Source organism: Draconibacterium sp. (assembly GCF_041583095.1).
Classification (GTDB): domain Bacteria; phylum Bacteroidota; class Bacteroidia; order Bacteroidales; family Prolixibacteraceae; genus Draconibacterium.
The window spans coordinates 1-16,545 of the sequence record NZ_JBFHGM010000093.1; the positions used below are offsets into that span (position 1 = coordinate 1).

Annotated in this window: 11 protein-coding genes, 1 tRNA gene and 1 other RNA gene; 4 read left to right on the plus strand and 9 right to left on the minus strand. The window is 41.7% G+C overall.

Annotated features, from left to right (window positions below):
- Positions 1 to 185: 185 nt before the first annotated feature.
- Positions 186 to 1,397 carry an S-adenosylmethionine:tRNA ribosyltransferase-isomerase gene (locus ABZB17_RS10600; protein ID WP_372650058.1) on the minus strand — a complete coding sequence of 404 codons (1,212 nt, stop codon included), beginning with the start codon at positions 1,395 to 1,397 and terminating at the stop codon, positions 186 to 188.
- Between the two features lie 156 nt (positions 1,398 to 1,553).
- On the opposite strand from ABZB17_RS10600, the gene ABZB17_RS10605 reads away from it, so the two are divergent.
- Both ABZB17_RS10605 and rnpB read left to right on the plus strand, forming a co-directional pair.
- On the plus strand, positions 1,554 to 2,624 hold the full coding sequence (locus ABZB17_RS10605) for a DUF2027 domain-containing protein (protein ID WP_372650060.1): 1,071 nt from the start codon (positions 1,554 to 1,556) through the stop codon (positions 2,622 to 2,624).
- 86 nt (positions 2,625 to 2,710) lie between these two features.
- An RNA gene (rnpB, locus tag ABZB17_RS10610) (RNase P RNA component class A) lies at positions 2,711 to 3,136 on the plus strand.
- 176 nt (positions 3,137 to 3,312) lie between these two features.
- Here rnpB and ABZB17_RS10615 read toward each other — a convergent pair.
- The 8 genes from ABZB17_RS10615 to ABZB17_RS10650 form a co-directional block, all read right to left on the minus strand.
- Entirely contained in the window at positions 3,313 to 5,127 is a 1,815-nt protein-coding gene (locus ABZB17_RS10615; RefSeq protein WP_372650062.1) for a rhamnogalacturonan lyase, read from the minus strand.
- Between the two features lie 683 nt (positions 5,128 to 5,810).
- A complete protein-coding gene (locus ABZB17_RS10620) occupies positions 5,811 to 6,374 on the minus strand; it encodes a hypothetical protein (RefSeq protein ID WP_372650063.1) in 564 nt (187 codons plus the stop codon).
- 733 nt (positions 6,375 to 7,107) lie between these two features.
- Positions 7,108 to 8,421, minus strand: coding sequence for a trans-aconitate 2-methyltransferase (locus ABZB17_RS10625; RefSeq protein ID WP_372650065.1), 1,314 nt, complete (start codon positions 8,419 to 8,421; stop codon positions 7,108 to 7,110).
- 118 nt (positions 8,422 to 8,539) lie between these two features.
- Complete coding sequence (locus ABZB17_RS10630; RefSeq protein WP_372650067.1) at positions 8,540 to 9,619, minus strand: NAD-dependent epimerase; 1,080 nt, start codon at positions 9,617 to 9,619, stop codon at positions 8,540 to 8,542.
- Positions 9,620 to 9,622: 3 nt separating this feature from the next.
- Positions 9,623 to 9,931 carry a GIY-YIG nuclease family protein gene (locus ABZB17_RS10635; protein ID WP_372650069.1) on the minus strand — a complete coding sequence of 103 codons (309 nt, stop codon included), beginning with the start codon at positions 9,929 to 9,931 and terminating at the stop codon, positions 9,623 to 9,625.
- Between the two features lie 55 nt (positions 9,932 to 9,986).
- Complete coding sequence (gene cysN, locus ABZB17_RS10640) at positions 9,987 to 11,915, minus strand: sulfate adenylyltransferase subunit CysN (protein WP_372650073.1); 1,929 nt, start codon at positions 11,913 to 11,915, stop codon at positions 9,987 to 9,989.
- A 74-nt stretch (positions 11,916 to 11,989) separates the two neighbouring features.
- Positions 11,990 to 12,898 carry a sulfate adenylyltransferase subunit CysD gene (gene cysD / locus ABZB17_RS10645; RefSeq protein ID WP_045026923.1) on the minus strand — a complete coding sequence of 303 codons (909 nt, stop codon included), beginning with the start codon at positions 12,896 to 12,898 and terminating at the stop codon, positions 11,990 to 11,992.
- Between the two features lie 224 nt (positions 12,899 to 13,122).
- A complete protein-coding gene (locus ABZB17_RS10650) occupies positions 13,123 to 14,931 on the minus strand; it encodes an SLC13 family permease (RefSeq protein WP_045026925.1) in 1,809 nt (602 codons plus the stop codon).
- A 316-nt stretch (positions 14,932 to 15,247) separates the two neighbouring features.
- Between ABZB17_RS10650 and ABZB17_RS10655 the strand changes: the two genes are divergently transcribed.
- Together ABZB17_RS10655 and ABZB17_RS10660 are read left to right on the plus strand one after the other, a co-directional pair.
- Positions 15,248 to 15,323, plus strand: a tRNA-Lys gene (locus ABZB17_RS10655).
- A gap of 285 nt (positions 15,324 to 15,608) precedes the next feature.
- A partial coding sequence (locus ABZB17_RS10660; protein WP_372650071.1) for a phage integrase SAM-like domain-containing protein occupies positions 15,609 to 16,545 on the plus strand: 937 nt, incomplete at its 3' end.

A 16,545-nucleotide genomic window follows, 5' to 3' on the forward strand; every position in this document is an offset into this window, starting at 1 on the left:
AGTCGCCATCGATAAAGCCCAATGCTTCATTGTTCGCATAGTTTTTTACTGACTCGGAAATAAAGGAGGAAAAGCTGTCGATTTTATCTCTTTGCATAATGCTGTAATTATGGTTAAAGCCAGCTTTTGTGCAAATATTTCGTCTAAAAAAATGTTAGCGTAAAAGCTTTATCTACAAAGGTATTTTATTTTAGGTAGAGATTGCTGTCGCCATAACTTAAAAAGCGGAAGTCGTTCGCCAATGCATAATCGTAAACTTCTTTCCATTTATTGCCCAGAAATGCGCTGATTAATAGTAGCAGCGTACTTTGTGGCTGGTGAAAGTTGGTAAACATTCCGCTGATGAGTTTAAAATCATAACCCGGAAGAATGATAATTTGAGTCGAAAAGCGAATGGCTTTTTCCCCGTTTTCTGCCAGAAAATAAATGATATTTTGAAGTGCCTTTTCAATAGAAATCTTTGCTTCGTTTTCGTAAGGCTCCCATTGTTTTACTTCGGGATGAAAAGGATTGAAACGTTTTTCTTGCAGTTGCAGGCCGATCCAGTACAAACTTTCGAGTGAGCGCACCGAAGTCGTTCCCACCGCAATAATGTTTTTGGGATTCTCCACAAACGAGCGCAAAATATCAATCGGGATGATCACCTGTTCGTGATGCATGGTATGGCCTTCAATGGTTTCCGATTTTACGGGCTGAAAGGTACCGGCTCCCACATGCAGCGTAATTTCGTTAGTGCTAATGTTTTTATCTGCCAGTTGCGCAATCACCGGGTCGGTAAAATGCAGACCTGCTGTTGGTGCGGCTACCGAACCATCGATTTTTGCATAAACCGTTTGATAGCTTTCTTCGTCGCTTTCTTCGGTGTCGCGGTGCAGATACGGCGGAATGGGCAACTGCCCGATGTGCTCAATAATTTCGGAGAAGTGCACGCCGCCGTTCCACACAAACCGAATGTGAAACGAATTGCCTTCCTGTCCAATTTTGGCCGCAGTCAGCTCTATGACTTGACCATCAATTTCAAAAGTTTGACTAAGAAATCCTTCTTTCCATTTTTTTGAATTACCCACCATACATTTCCAGGTTACTTCTTCTGTTTCCTGAAAAGCTACCTGGTAGTCGGCCGGTTCAACGGGCTCCAGACAAAAGATCTCAATTTTGGCACCGGTTTCCTTATAAAAAAACAAACGGGCATGAATTACACGGGTATTGTTAAAAACAAGCTGCGCATCTTGCGGAAGGTAATTGGCGCAGTTTTCAAAAATATCCTGTGTTATTGTGCCGTTCTGCCTGACAAGCAACTTCGATTTGTCGCGCTCAGTAAGCGGGTATTTGGCAATTCGCTCGTCGGGCAGATCGTAAGTGTAATCGCTAATCTTTATGTCTTTGTATCTGTTCAAACCAATTGTATTTTAGGACTGCAAAAGTAAGAATTTCTTTTTTGTTGTAATCAAGGTGGTAGTTAGGGCTGAAGCCCTTCCTGAAGTCAGCTTTTTTTACCCGGGCTTCGTAATGGTGCTTCCCAAACGGACTTTAATCCTTAATGATAAATATTAATGCTACTTTTGCAGGAAAGTAAGAAAGTAATGATAAAAGTAGGCGATAAGGTTAAGTTTTTAAACGATGTTGGTGGTGGTGTAGTAACCGGTTTTGTAAATAAAAATACGGTAAATGTTGAAGGTGATGATGGTTTCGAAGTGCCTTGCCTGATAAAAGAGCTGGTGAATGTAAGTGCTCCTGAACTGAATGTTAGCAGTACTGCCCGTACACAGCAGGAAACGTCGGCAGAAGAGCAGCCCGAACCTGAATACATCGAGCCGAAAGGAGAAATCATTAACGGCAAAAATGCAGCAGAATTTTATTTCTGTTTTGTTCCTACCAATCCAAAAAATCCGCTGTCGGGAGAGATTGAATTGTATTTGGTTAACGACAGCAATTATACGGTGCTATTTAATTATTCGTACATAAAAACCGATGAGGTAGAGGCTATAAAACAAGGAACGGTTCGTTCGAATTCAAGAGAAAAGATTGATGCTTTGGTACAGGAGGATTTTAGCGATTTGCCTGATTTTGGGTTTCAGCTGATTTATTTCCGCGAAACTGAAAGCGAATGGAACCAGCCAATGGTAAAGAAATTCAGGGTGAACCCGGTGAAGTTTTACAAAGAATCAACTTTTCGCGAAAATTCATATTTCAAAAAGAATGCTTTGGTGCTGAAGATTACGTCTGATACTTTTCATACTGAACTGGATAAACTAACGCAGGATGATTTCAAAAAAGTGGTTAAGGCAAAGGAAACTGTTGAAGCACCAAAACGAAAGGAACGTAAACGAAATGCCGAAGAAATGGTGATCGATTTGCATATTACCGAGCTGCTCGATGAATCGGAAGGTTTAAGTAACCGCGAAATTCTGGATATACAAATGGATGCTGTGGAATCGGAGATGAACCTGGCCATTAAAAATCATACAAAACGCGTTGTATTTATCCATGGTGTAGGACAGGGCGTTTTAAAACAGGAGGTAACCAATCTGCTGAAACGCAAATTCAAAAAATACTATTTCCAGGATGCCTCGTTTAAGGAGTATGGCTATGGAGCAACGATGGTAATTCTGCGGAAAGGATAGTTGGTTGCAGGTTTCAGGTTGCATGTTCTTGAAAAACAAACTTGCAACCTGAAACGTGTAACTTGAAACTATTTACTACTTTTGCACCGGCAAGCCGCTTTATCGGGCTGACGATTACTGTCAGTCAGGAAAGTCCGGGCAACGCAGGGCGCCGTGCTTCCTAGCGGGAAGATCTTTGAAAGGGGATAGTAACGTAACAGAAAATAACCACCTTGTTGTGGCGTGTCCACGGCAGGGAACGGGTGAAAAGGTGCGGTAAAAGCGCACCGGTGGAGGTGGCAACATCGCCAGCCGTACGTCTTACGGGTTGCAAAGCCATGTATATCCAAAGTGTTTGCCGCTGTTGCGGTACAGCGAAACGGCCCGTTTTGCTCTCAACGCACAAGAGACTTTGGAGGGGTAGGCTGCAGGATCCCGGCAGTGATGTCGGGACTAGATAAATGATAAAGCCCCTGACGATTGCTTACGCAATATCAGGGTGACAGGACCCGGCTTACAGGCTTGCCTTTTTTTATGAAACTCGAAATTCAGAATCCGTCAATTGACGGAAACTGGATTTTGTTAGTTGAATTAATCCCGACAACGAAGTTCGTCGGGATATGATCCTTCAGCGGGTGACTAGTTGTTTAAACTATTAGTCACCCGTTGTGTTTTGACTCATACCCAATTTCATCTCATCCAAAGCCTCTTATTTCATTCCTTCTCCAAGGAAAAACCCCGGAACAGGAGGTTGGTTATAAGCAACATTTTGCCACGAAATTGCGATTCGGTATTGCTGATCCTGCATTAATGTTACCATACGATAATTGCTAGGAATGGTGGTTGAATAAATCCTTAGTTTCTGATTATCGCGTGTACGCCAGATTACTTCTTCTCTCCAGTCGCCCCATAAATCAGCACTAAGTACAGGAGTAGATTTTGTCCCGTTATTTGAGGTGCACTCAGGATCGGTAAACAGCACTTCTTCTTTTTTGTTTTCCCAATCCCATTTGGTTATCCTGTTACTGTTCAGCAATTCACGCAGCAGGTCGCCATCCCACCAAATGGCAAAGTTGCATGTTTGGGGAGCCTTGCCTAGTTCCTTCCCCTGCGCCGAGTACAAAGTGCCAATGTTTGACCAAAGTTCGCATCCCGGGTAGTTGGGATCGATATCGGCAGCGCAGGCACGGCCTTCATCTTGCCCGGGATTATGACCAAAAATAATTTTTCCTGTCTGTGCATCATATAAAGCCTCTCCAAAACCATTCTCATATCCTTTCACCGGTACTTCGTTTTCATGCACACCCCATACTTCCTGTCCCGGCCGGGTTGGATCAATATCAGTTACATACATTGCATCGCCGTGTCGAAGTCCTGTTGTATACATTCCTGAACCATTGTCGTCAACCGCCATCGCGCCATAAATAATCTCATCTTTTCCGTCGTTATCCACATCGGCGACTGAGATGCCATGATTTCCCTGTCCTGAATAAAGTTCCAGTCCCGGATCGGCACTATTAAAAACCCAGCGTTGGGTTAATTCTCCCTCTCGCCAGTCCCAGGCTGCCAAAACCGATTTCCCATAATACCCACGACACATCACCACACTGGGTAATTTCCCATCGAGATAAGCTACTGTTGCCAAAAAACGATCCGATCGGTTGGCTGTATTGTCATTGCCTCCGTTGCCTCCAACGCCTCCCCAATCATCCAGATTTCCTCTTGCCGGCACATAATTGGTAGTAGCAAGTGCAGCGCCTGTCCGTCCATCGAAAATGGTAAAATATTCCGGGCCGGTAACAATCTTGCCAAATGTTCTGCTTTGTTGGTCCCGGTCGACCCAGTCGGCTTTTGAATTACCAATAACAGTTCCAACTCCGTCGGTAGTGCCATCTGCAGTTTTCATGGCTACTTCGGCACGGCCATCGCCATCAAGGTCATAAACAATAAACTGGGTATAGTGGGCTCCTTCGCGAATATTTTTCCCCAGATTGATTGTCCAGAGAAGGGTGCCGTCCATTTTGTAGGCGTGGAATATGGGTTCAGTGGTAATACCTAAATGTGAATTATCAGCACCTCGTCCGGTCATGTGAACAAGCAGGTCATAATGACCGTCGCCGTCAAGATCGCCCACCGAGGCATCGTTGGGGGAGTAGCCATCCGGGGTTTGTAAAGAAATTTCCCGATAAGGTGCCTGCCATACTTTACAGGAAGCAATCGACCGTTTATTTTCGGCTCCGTTTAATAATTCTATCAATTCGTAGGTTGATCCTTCTTTTGCGTCGACATCGGTATAGTTTGTCGTTTTTATCGGAGAAGAATTGATCTGTTTTCCGTTCCTGTAAAGATTAAAGGCAATTTGTTCGGGATCTGAATTTAACAGACGCCAGCTTAAAAATACGGAATTTTGTTCTGCCGGAATGGCTACCAAAGCTCTGTCCAGCTTTTCCATTACATGTTGTGCCCTTGCGTTTGATAATCCGGTAATCAATACGATAAGAATAAATAAGGTGTTCTTTATCATTTGTTTGTATTTTTTTGTTGCCTTCGAATGCGTACCAATATCACAATTATTTATGAGAAAAACATTTTTGGGAATGGTGGCTTCATTTTATTGTATTAACAAAAGGTATAAAATCGTTACGGCTTTTTTATCCTTTTGCACCGGAAAGCCGCTTTATCGCCCCGACGATAAATGTAAGTATTGACAGAACCCGGCTTACAGGCTTGCCTTTTTAATGAAACTCAGGATTTGGAAACCGTCGGTAGACGGAGAACCAAATTCTGTTAGTTGAATTAATCCCGATAACGAAGTTAATCGGGATATTATAACTCAGCGGGTGACTGGTTGTTTTTACTTTTAGTCACCCGCTGAATTGTTTTAAGATTCCGTCATTTTTTATAGAGAACATCCTGTTTTTTTACTTTTGTTAATGATGAAAAGAATGATGTCGGGAGTTCCCGGCGCATTGTTTTTACTTCATTTCCACCTTTCGGGAGTCCCCGAAGATGTGTTTTAAGTTCATATCAAGGTTTCGGGAAGACCCGACAGCTTGTTTTGACTTGAGTTCTGCCTTTCGGGAAAGTCCGAAAGTCGCATTTTGGTTGATTTCTTCCCTTCGGGTAATCCCGACGGTCAGTTTTAAATTCATTTATGTGTTTCGGGATGTCCCGATGGCAAAAAAACGGCTATTATTAGCCTCCTGTTTACCTTTTTAATTTCCAGTCAACCTCTTCCTTAAGCAAATATTCCAACGGAAACGAAAACTTGATCTGCTCGCCAAAGGCTATAGCATCTGCCAGCTTGTATCCTTTGTATTCAACCAGGTAAGCCATCATAAAATAGGTAACCCGGCCGGCGCTTCCGCAATGAATTAATACCTTTTTGTATTTGCCATCCAATGCTTCAGCAAATTTCTCGAGGTTTTCGGGCGTATAACCATCGTAACCTGCAATCGGTAACGAAACGTATTTCATTTTCAGTTTGGCAACCAAAGCTTCTTCGTTAAAGGCTTCCCCTGCAAAATCTTCATTTTCATCTTCTGTACGAAGATTGATCACCAAATCAACACCCTGTTCCTTTAGCCACTCAAAGGTTTCCAAATTGGGCTGACCGCTAAAAAACATGTTGTCGCTTTTATACAGGTTGGGCGCATTATCGAGCTCTTTAACCTCAGGAACTCCCTTTTTCTGTAGTGTTGAAGCATGTGCCAAAGGCGCATTAAAAAGAAGTACTACACAACTAAACAGCAGTAGGGTAAACGTTTTCATAAAATTGTATTTTGAGTTATTTCATAAAGTTAGGTATCCGGAATTGCAATTCTGTTAATGAAGTGTTATTGCTTGTTAACGAGGTTAAAAACGGACCGCTCAAAAAAAAAACTGATAGATTAATTTATAGAACGATTAATATCTTACGCCTGCCGGCAGCCTTCATCTTTGCCTTGAAGCAAAGACGAAGCAGAAAGTTCAAGGCTGCTTTTGGTCGTTACCCTACATTTTTGTAAAACCTAAGTTCGGACGGGTGATCTCCTCGATTCCTCGAAGCTTCCCGCTCTCACTAAGGTTTTACTTCAACTCCGGGCAACGACCAAAAGAGGCCGTCGACTAATGCAACGCCTGCTACATCGGAGCCTGGCCTCGTCCGGTGAGCCGTAAAACAAGCGTTGACGGCGTTAAAAAATTACTGATGTTTGAGGAGGTACGACTGCCTGTCCCGATCGTAGAATCGGGAAGTTTCAGGAATTTTAGCTGGCATCGCGTAGCTTTTCCGAGGGAAGCGGGCGCAGCCTTGGGTTTTTGTCTACTCTTTGGGCTAAGCCAAAGAGTAGAATCCGCCTGATAGGGCAAAAAGGAAGTTTCTTTTGCTTGGTGTTTGATTCATAGCTGAAATTTGAAGCAAAATGTTTTTTCTTCTACCCAAGACTTTTTGGGTGAGCTCTAAACACAAAAGATCCTATTCTGATCTGCTCGTTTTTATTAAGGAGCGTCTGAACTTTTGTAGTTACAATTGATGTTTTAGTTCAACAAAAAGTGAATAGTAAAACGGATCGGCATTGGTCATGCTTGCTATATAAAGATCAGCTTCGGAAACAATTGTTTTAAATTCGTTCCACTTAACGGCTTCGGCAAAGGTGTCAACGGCGTCATTCCACAGTGTGTTGGCATACAGAATTTTGTCGCTGTAGTACATCTCTATTTTTTTTGCCGTTGAATCGTCGTTTTGTGATTTGGCCAGCTCTCTTTTTAAGGATTCGATACCGGAATAGTACTGGCACAAAACGATAGATCCGCCCTCTGCGAGCATGCTTTTAGCCTTGTCGATAATTTTCTTTTTGTCGGTAAAATTGAAATAGAACAACACATAATTCATCAGAACTACATCGTATTTTCTACCGGGTTCATATTGAAAAAAATCGTCGTTAATGATTTCCACATTCTCTGCGTTGGCAAATTTATCATTGGTGTCGGCAAATACTTTGGGATTTTTCTCGATTCCCGTAATAAATGCTTCCGGGAAATTCTGCTGCACCACTTCCAAATAATTGCCATATCCACAGCCTAAATCAAACAGGTTTATGGCACTGCTGCCTTTTGTAATGTTGCGTAAATAATCAAGAAAACGAAATTGGGTGAAATTTTGGAAAGCATTCTGCCCCGATTCCGTGTAATAAGCTTCATCAAAAGGACTCTCTATTTTTTGAGGTATTCTTAAATCAACCAGGTGATAAAGTGTTTCGCTCAGTCTGACTTCGTAATCCAGTTTTCGTTCTGCTATCAGGCTTTCCCATATTTCATTTTCCTTTCCTGTAATCGATTGAAAGTTGTAACCGGGGTTATTGTATTTCTGCACCAGATCGCGCACAAAACGAAAATCATTAATTAATCGTTTTTCTTTGCGGTTTAACGATTTATTGGATAAGGTCCCGTCGTTTCGAATCAGTTTACCAATCCTGTCATTTTCCAGGAGCGAGTAATAGTCTTTGTTGATTTCCATTTTATTTCCCGGAAATGATAGAATTCCGAAGTGAATCAGGAATTCGGCAAGCGATGTGCTGATTCTGTCTTTGTAATCAACGGCAGCCATTTTCTGTATCCCGGGATTTTTAAGCTCAATATCCCGATTATTTGCAAAAACATACAAGCCAATTGCCCGAAGGTAGTTGAGCATTTTTTCAAAATAATCGAGTTTGTAGGCTGTTGTATTGGCTTTGAATAAGCGGGTGGCATTAACAAGCAGGCGTTGGGTAAGATTCAAGGAAACAGGATCCGTTGATTGTTGGTACGATGCGAAATCAATTTGCTTGTTGTTGATCATTGTTTACTGGTTTGATAGGGTGGAAGAATGATTCCTGAATGATTTCTTCTTCTTTAATTCATCATATTGTCTCATTTAAAAAAGATCGGGGCGCGATTTTAATTCGTGCCCCGGCCTTTTATTTGAAGTAGGATTTATACCACTTTACAAACTCACCAATTCCTTCCGCCAGCGGCGTGTCGGGCGAGTAGCCAAAGTCGTTTTCCAGTGCACTTACATCGGCGTAGGTTTTATACACATCGCCGGGTTGCATGTCGTGGTATTCTTTAACGGCTTCCTGTCCCAGTGCTTTTTCAATGGTTTCGATAAAATCCAAGAGTTTCACCGGGCTTGAGTTACCAATGTTATGCACCTTGTACGGGATGCTGGATGCTTGATTCTGGATGGTTGATACCGGATGCTTGGTACTTGAAGCTTGTGGCTTGTAGCTTGTAGCTTTTTGTGGTGGCGCATTTAATATCTTAACTATTCCCTCAACAATATCATCGATGTAAGTGAAATCGCGGTACAGATCGCCATGGTTAAATATCTTAATGGCATCTCCGTTCAGGATATTTTTTGTGAACGAGAAGTAGGCCATATCAGGTCGGCCCCATGGTCCGTAAACCGTAAAAAAGCGCAATCCTGTAGTAGGGATACCAAACAAATGACTGTAGGTATGTGCCATTAACTCGTTGCTCTTTTTGGTAGCCGCGTATAAACTCACCGGGTTATCCACCGTATCATCAACCGAAAGCGGCATTTTTGCACTGTTGCCATACACACTCGACGAGCTGGCGTAAACCAGATGCTGAATGTTGTTGTGGCGGCAAGCTTCAAGAATATTGATGAAGCCTACAATGTTACTGTCGATATAAGCCCGCGGATTTTCGATACTGTAACGCACACCGGCCTGAGCAGCCAGGTTGCAAACCCTGTCGAACTTCTCTGTTTCGAAAAGTTGATCGATTTGCTCGCGGTCTTCCAGGTTCATCCGAACAAAGGAATATGCCGGATTTTTTGTGCTGACAACCTTTTTGTGCCAATTCTCAGCTTCACGCGAAATACCTGCTTCGGCCAAACGGGCATATTTCAGCTCGGTTGAATAGTAGTTGTTGATATTATCGATACCAACTACTTCAACGCCTTGCTCCAATAACTTATTGGCAAGGTGAAAACCGATAAATCCCGCAGTTCCGGTAACTAAAATTTTGCTCATTATCTATTGTGACGGATTAATATCTTTCCTTTGTTCTTGTCCTGTGAAATAAGATTTGAGGCGATTGCCCAAAAACATCTTGCCATAATGAGTTTTTAGGTGTTTTTCTCTTTTTAAACCATCTTCTTTAGATAGACAGGCTTCACAATAAATTAATTTAAATGGTCGTCTGTGTTTTGTAGACTGTACTTCCCCATTTTGATGAGCCTCAAATCTTGATGGCAAATTTTTTGTGTAACCTGTGTATTTTTTACCATCAGATTCACTTAATAGGACATACACCCAATAATATTTATCGAAAAAATTTTCCATCATTTCACGGGATAAATCCTGCTGTACCCGTTACCAGTATCTTCATTTCAAATTCCTAGTGGTTAGGAAATACTTTGTTCATTGCTAAGTAATCCAAAATAGCATCCAGGTTTTCTTCGTTTTGCTCCGGTTTGAAAACCAGTTTTGCGTTTGTTGGTGCTTCGTATTCCAAATCAGCGCCTGGCAAACCAGTAGTTTTCCCTTCTTCCACCAGCTTGTACAGTTCCGGTTTATTGTTTTTGCAATAATCCAAATCTGCATCCATGTAGAACATATGGAAACGGTCTTTGCCAATTATCTCAGCCACCTGGTCGCGCAACGATTCGTTACGAGAGATGTACGAAGCAATAGTAATAATTCCCTGGTCGTTCAGCATTTTGCAAATGTGTGCCACACGACGCAGGTTTTCTGCTCTGTCGGCAGGAGAGAAGTCGAGCTCGCGGCTCAATCCTGAGCGTACCGAACTTCCGTCGATCAACACTACTGTTGCACCGTTGTCGAACAATTTTTTCTCCAGGCTAAAAGCAAGTTCGTTTTTACCCGAACCATGCAGGCCGGTAATCCAAATGGTTTCACCTTTCTGGTTGTACTTCTGAATGTACTCTTCCGGTTTGATCAGCGCTTCACCTTTGGCAATTTTTTCCTTATCCACATCGGTAATACGCGATGGCAGGCTATTGCTACCCAGTTTATCGATGATCATACCCACCGCTACGGTGTTATGTGTTACCGGGTCGATTAAAATAAACGAGCCGGGTTGATGGTTCTTTTTATACGGATCGAAGTAAAGTGGCTTGGTAGTGGTAATTACCACGCGGCCAATTTCGTTCAGCTTGAATTTTTCGATGTTCGATTTTTCAAGCGTGTTTACATCCACTTTGTATTTTATCTCGTCGATACGGGCCTTTGTATTGTTGTTGGCATGTTTGATGTAAAACTGGGTGGAAAGGTTCATGTCAGTTTCATCCATCCAAACCAGCATGGCTTCAAACTGACGCTCAACACGCGGCAGGTTATCAGGGTGAACCAACATATCGCCACGCGAAATATCAATCTCATCTTCCAGCGTAACGGTTACCGATTGTGGCGGGAAGGCATAATCCAGTTCGCCTTCGTAAGTAACGATTTTCTCTACTTTCGATTTTTTCATCGAAGGCAGCACCATTACTTCATCGCCTTTCTTAATGATACCTGAAGCTACAGAAGTTGAGAACCCACGGAATTTAATATCGGGGCGCAACACATACTGAACCGGGTAGCGCAGATCGTCGAAGTTGCGGTCGGAACTTACATGAACGTTCTCCAAAAACTCCAGCAGACAAGGACCATGGTACCAATCCATATTCTCGCCTTTATCCACCACGTTGTCGCCTTTTAATGCCGAAAGCGGGATAAAGTTTACATCAGGTATGTCCAATTGGGTAACAAATGCTTTGTAGTCGGCTTTAATTTCCTCAAAACGTTCCTGTTTGTAATCGGCCAGGTCCATTTTGTTAATGGCTACCACCACGTGTTTAATTCCCAGCAGGTTGGCCAGGTAAGTGTGGCGTTTGGTCTGGGTAATTACTCCGTAGCGCGCATCTATAAGAATAATGGCCAGGTTGGCAGTCGATCCACCGGTAATCATGTTACGGGTGTACTGCTCGTGTCCCGGAGTATCTGCGATAATAAATTTACGCTTTGCAGTTGAGAAGTAGCGGTAAGCAACGTCGATGGTAATTCCCTGTTCGCGCTCGGCTTTCAAACCATCGAGCAACAAGGCATAGTCAATTTCCTCACCGGCATGACCAATACGTTTACTGTCGCGGTGTAAAGCTTCAAGCTGATCTTCATAAAGCATTTTACTGTCAGCCATCAGTCGTCCGATAAGCGTTGATTTGCCATCGTCAACCGATCCTGCAGTCAGTAAGCGTAATAAATCCTTTTTCTGGTCTTGATCCAGAAACTCTTGTATATTAAGTTTTTTTGTAGTCATCTTTTTGATACTTGATGTTTGATACTAGATACCCGATGCTTGATACCGGATACTCGATCGATCCAATATCCAGAATCCAGTTTCTAGAAATACCCTTCTCTTTTTTTCTGTTCCATACTTGCTTCCTGGTCGAAGTCGATAACACGTGTTGTACGTTCCGAAACGGTAACGGTCATCATTTCTTCAACGATTTTCTCGATAGTATCAGCTTCCGATTCAATAGCACCGGTAAGCGGGTAACAGCCCAATGTACGGAAACGTACCATGCGCATTTCTGCTTTGTCGCGCAATTCTTTTGGCATACGTTCGTCGTCTACCATAACAAGGGTGCCATCCATTTCAACCACCGGACGTTCTTTGGCGTAATACAGCGGAACGATAGGGATATTTTCCAAACGAATGTACTGCCAGATGTCCAACTCAGTCCAGTTCGAGATAGGGAATACACGAATGGATTCGCCTTTCTGAACGCGGCTGTTATAGATATTCCAAAGTTCAGGACGCTGGTTTTTCGGATCCCACTGGTGAAATTTATCGCGGAAAGAGAAAATACGTTCTTTCGCACGCGACTTTTCCTCATCACGACGGGCACCACCAAAAGCAGCATCAAATTTGTATTTATTCAGGCCTGCAAGCAGTGCCTGTGTTTTCATAATGTCGGTGTGTACTTTACTTCCGTGAGTAAACGGACCAACGCCACTTTCAAAACCTTCTTTGTTGTAATGAACGATCAGGTCCCAGCCTTTCTCTTTCGCATAACTGTCGCGGAAATCGATCATTTCCTGGAATTTCCATTTCGAGTCGATGTGCATCAACGGAAACGGAACTTTACCGGGATAAAAAGCTTTTTCGGCCAAACGCACCATCACTGATGAGTCTTTCCCGATGGAATAAAGCATTACTGGATTTTCGAACTCGGCTGCCACCTCGCGGATGATGTGGATGGCTTCTGCCTCCAGTTCGCGAAGGTTGGTTAATGAATAATTATCCATTCTTTTCTATTTTAGTTTTTACAGCCCGGTATGATTACTTTTTTGGGTATGTTGCTGATATCTACCAATAGTAGGCTGTAGCTGTATTAATTTCGTACTCTTATTTTCAAACGAATGCAAATATAGAATTTTATTCCGGTTGGCTTAAGGAATGAAGGGTTTTGTCCGGTGATCGATTTCTTTCTTAAGAATGAATTTAAATAAGGGGCAGAATGAGGTAAGAACTAGAAGCTCCAGAAATACGGAATAAGTAACATTGATAAGATAAATGCGATTAAATTCAGCGGAAGACCAATTTTTAAATAGTCGCGGAATTTGTAGTTACCAATAGCCTGAATAATCAGGTTTGTTTGATAGCCGATTGGAGTTGAGAAACTTGCTGATGCCGCGATGGCTATGGTTACAAAAAATGGTTTTGGATCGACATTTAGCTGTTGAGATGCCGCGAGTGCAATCGGAAATACCAGTGCCGCTGCAGCATTATTGGTAATAATTTCGGTAAAAATAGCTGTAATAATATAAAGTGCCGCCATTACACCGATAGGACCAAATCCTTTTGAGAAATTAATTGTGGTGCGCGCAATGGCTTCGGCTGCACCGGAATTTTGCATGGCCTTACTTAGGGCAAAAGCACAGGCAATGGTAATTAGTACATCCCAACTTACAGCCTTTGTGTATTTTTGATGAGGCATAATTTTTAACCAAATCAATAACATGGCGGCAATTGAGGCAAAGAAAAACATGTCGAGTGTAACACCATCGGGTGATGAGATAAATTTGCCGATTGTTGTTCCCACAACCATGCCGATAAGAATGATAAAGGCAAGCCACTTTTTCCAAAAAGTACCTGTACTTCGGTAATCGCGGATGTATGAGGTGAGCAAAAAGATTTTTGAATCGCCCCAGTTTTCGATAAATTTTTCGGTGGTAAGTAAAACAAGGTTGTCGCCGGTTTTTAGGTGCAACTTGTCTTTATTGCTGGTAATGCGCTCCCCGTTGCGGTGTATGGCAAGAACCACCGCCTGGTAGTGATCGTAAAAGTTAAACTCGTGAATATTTTTGCCAATTGCCGGAAAACGTGGAGATAAAACAGCCTCGTATTGTTTCAGGTTTTCCTTGGGTACATTCTTAATCAGGTCGATGCCACTTAGCTTTACATTTGAATTCGCAAGGATGTAATTTAAACGATCAGATTTTCCGGCCACCAGCAGAATATCGTCAGCCATAAGTTTAAACGAACCTTTTTTCGTTTCAATAATATTTCCGTCGCGGTTAATGGTTTGAATGATCAGGCCTTTTAACTCCTTCATTCGGCCATTTTTTACTTCAAGGCCAATCAGGTTGCTGTTTTCGGTAATAATAATGTCGTAGTGGTAGTCCTTGTATTCGGTTGAGCTTTTTGAGTTGAAAAATATTTTCTCGCCGGGAAGTAGCCTGTTACTAAAAACAGTCATGTAAATAGTACCGGCAATGGCAATAAACCCGCCAATTTTTGCCAGTTCAAACATACTAAAACCTTCGTGTCCGTTCTCCAGAATTAAACCGTGTACCACAAGGTTGGTAGATGTACCGATAAGTGTGCACATTCCACCAAAAATGGTAGCGTACGAAAGTGGTATCAGAAATTTCTTTGATGAAAGGTTCAGGTTCTCTGACCATCTTTTAATGATAGGCGCAAAAATAATAACTACCGGTGTATTGTTCAGAAAAGCAGAGAGCACCGAAACAGGAAGCATGATTTGCGGAATCAGCGAAACCATTTTTCTTCTTTTTCGGGGCAGATAGGTTTGTGCCAGTCGGTTTAGTATACCAGATTGTCGTATTCCTTCGCTTACTATAAAAAGAATACCAATGGTAATCATTCCCTTGTTTGAAAAGCCGGCCAGCATCTCCTTATCTGTAATCGCTCCCGTTGCCATAAGTATAATTGCGGAAGAAAAAAAGATAAGGCCTGGGCGCATCAATTCTTTTGCCAGGGCAATAATGGTTATCAAAACAATAGCCAGTACAATATATCCTTCGGTACTAATCAAATTGATGCGGTATTAAGTTGTTGCTCTGTTCAAACTTAGTTTTCAAGAAAAATCAAAACTAATATTTAAATTTTTTCTCATCAAATAAATCTTCTGAAATAAAATTGGCACTAAAACTAAATGTGTTGTAAGTTGTTGTAAACGTGGGGAAAGCCCATGTAATGAGAGCCGAAAATATGTGTGGTGCGGGTAAGTGTTGTTGGCCGGAAGTGACGAAATTTTATTTTTTTTGAAAAAAATAGCTTTGTGATTTGTGTGAAAAAAAATAATGATTACTTTTGCACCCGCCTTTGAGAAACAAAGGTACTATAAGGATGACTCAGTAGCTCAGTTGGTAGAGCACATCCCTTTTAAGGATGGGGTCCTGGGTTCGAGCCCCAGCTGAGTCACCAAGTCGGAAATCATTCCGAATCAAAAGCGCTTAAATCATTGATTTACAGCGCTTTTTTCTTTTGCAGTAATTCAAAGTGAGTCAAAAAATACCAAAAAAAAGGGGACTAAATCGAGACCCATCTATTTTTGGCTCAAAAATAGGTCTCTTTTTCGTAACTCTCTGATATTCATAATTTAAATTGGTCTGAATTGGTCTCATTTGCTGTTGTGAGACGGCACTTTTTGAGGTAATTTTATCCAAAAAGAGACCTAAAGAGACCCTAAAACTTAAAAATTTAGGAGTTATGAGAATCAGAATTAGTCTTCTGTTAAAGAAATCAAAAAGTAAAAACAGCGGGAAATGCCCTGTTTATGCGCGTTGCGTGATGGATGGACGAAGAATTGAGCTGTCCACGTCAATTTTAGTGGATGTAGATAGTTGGGATAAATCAAGGCAGGAAATTGCCGGGAATTCGCAGGAAATTAGAATCCTTAATAATCGTTTGTTGAAATTCGTATCTGGAATTTATGATATCTACAATCAATTGGAAGCAAGTCATGATGATTTTGATGTTTATACCATCAAAGAAAAAATCACAGGTACCAGTTCGAAAGATTATTTTATTGAGCTATTTGAGTCAGTTATCGAATCAATTGAAAAAAAGTTAGGGAAAGGCTATTCCAAAGGAACTTTAAAACACTATCGTACTTCGTTAACGCGATTAAAGGATTTTGTAAAGGAATTTTATTTTCGGAAAGATATTGAGATCAAAAAAGTTGATTATACTTTTCTAAATGCTTTTGATATTTACCTAAAATCTAAACACAATATTGGTACGAACACGGTATGGGGATATCATAGACACGTAAAGAAGGTTTTAAATGATGCGGTTTCAAGGGGTTTAATTGTTCGGAATCCTTATGAGAATTTTAAGGTGAAAAGAGGGGATGCAAATAGGGATTTTCTTACACTAAAAGAAATTAAAAAGATAGAGAAGAAACGTATTCAGATTGATAGGCTAGCTATTGTCCGGGATGTTTTTGTGTTTGCATGTTATACAGGTTTGTCGTATTCAGACATTGCAAAACTGAGCTACCATCACATACATAAAGGTGATGACGGTGAAGATTGGATTATTATCGATCGGAACAAAACAAAGAACCGGTGTCGTATTCCTTTACTTCCTAAGGCTTTAAAAATTTTAAGAAAGTATAAAGATTATGCCTGGAATGAATCCCAAG

Excerpts from the sequence above, each read along its gene's own strand:
- ABZB17_RS10630 (WP_372650067.1), bottom strand. The coding sequence starts at position 9,619 with ATGAGCAAAATTTTAGTTACCGGAACTGCGGGATTTATCGGTTTTCAC.
- cysD (WP_045026923.1), bottom strand. The coding sequence starts at position 12,898 with ATGGATAATTATTCATTAACCAACCTTCGCGAACTGGAGGCAGAAGCC.
- ABZB17_RS10615 (WP_372650062.1), bottom strand. The coding sequence starts at position 5,127 with ATGATAAAGAACACCTTATTTATTCTTATCGTATTGATTACCGGATTA.
- ABZB17_RS10620 (WP_372650063.1), bottom strand. The coding sequence starts at position 6,374 with ATGAAAACGTTTACCCTACTGCTGTTTAGTTGTGTAGTACTTCTTTTT.
- ABZB17_RS10635 (WP_372650069.1), bottom strand. The coding sequence starts at position 9,931 with ATGGAAAATTTTTTCGATAAATATTATTGGGTGTATGTCCTATTAAGT.
- ABZB17_RS10625 (WP_372650065.1), bottom strand. The coding sequence starts at position 8,421 with ATGATCAACAACAAGCAAATTGATTTCGCATCGTACCAACAATCAACG.
- ABZB17_RS10605 (WP_372650060.1), top strand. The coding sequence starts at position 1,554 with ATGCTACTTTTGCAGGAAAGTAAGAAAGTAATGATAAAAGTAGGCGAT.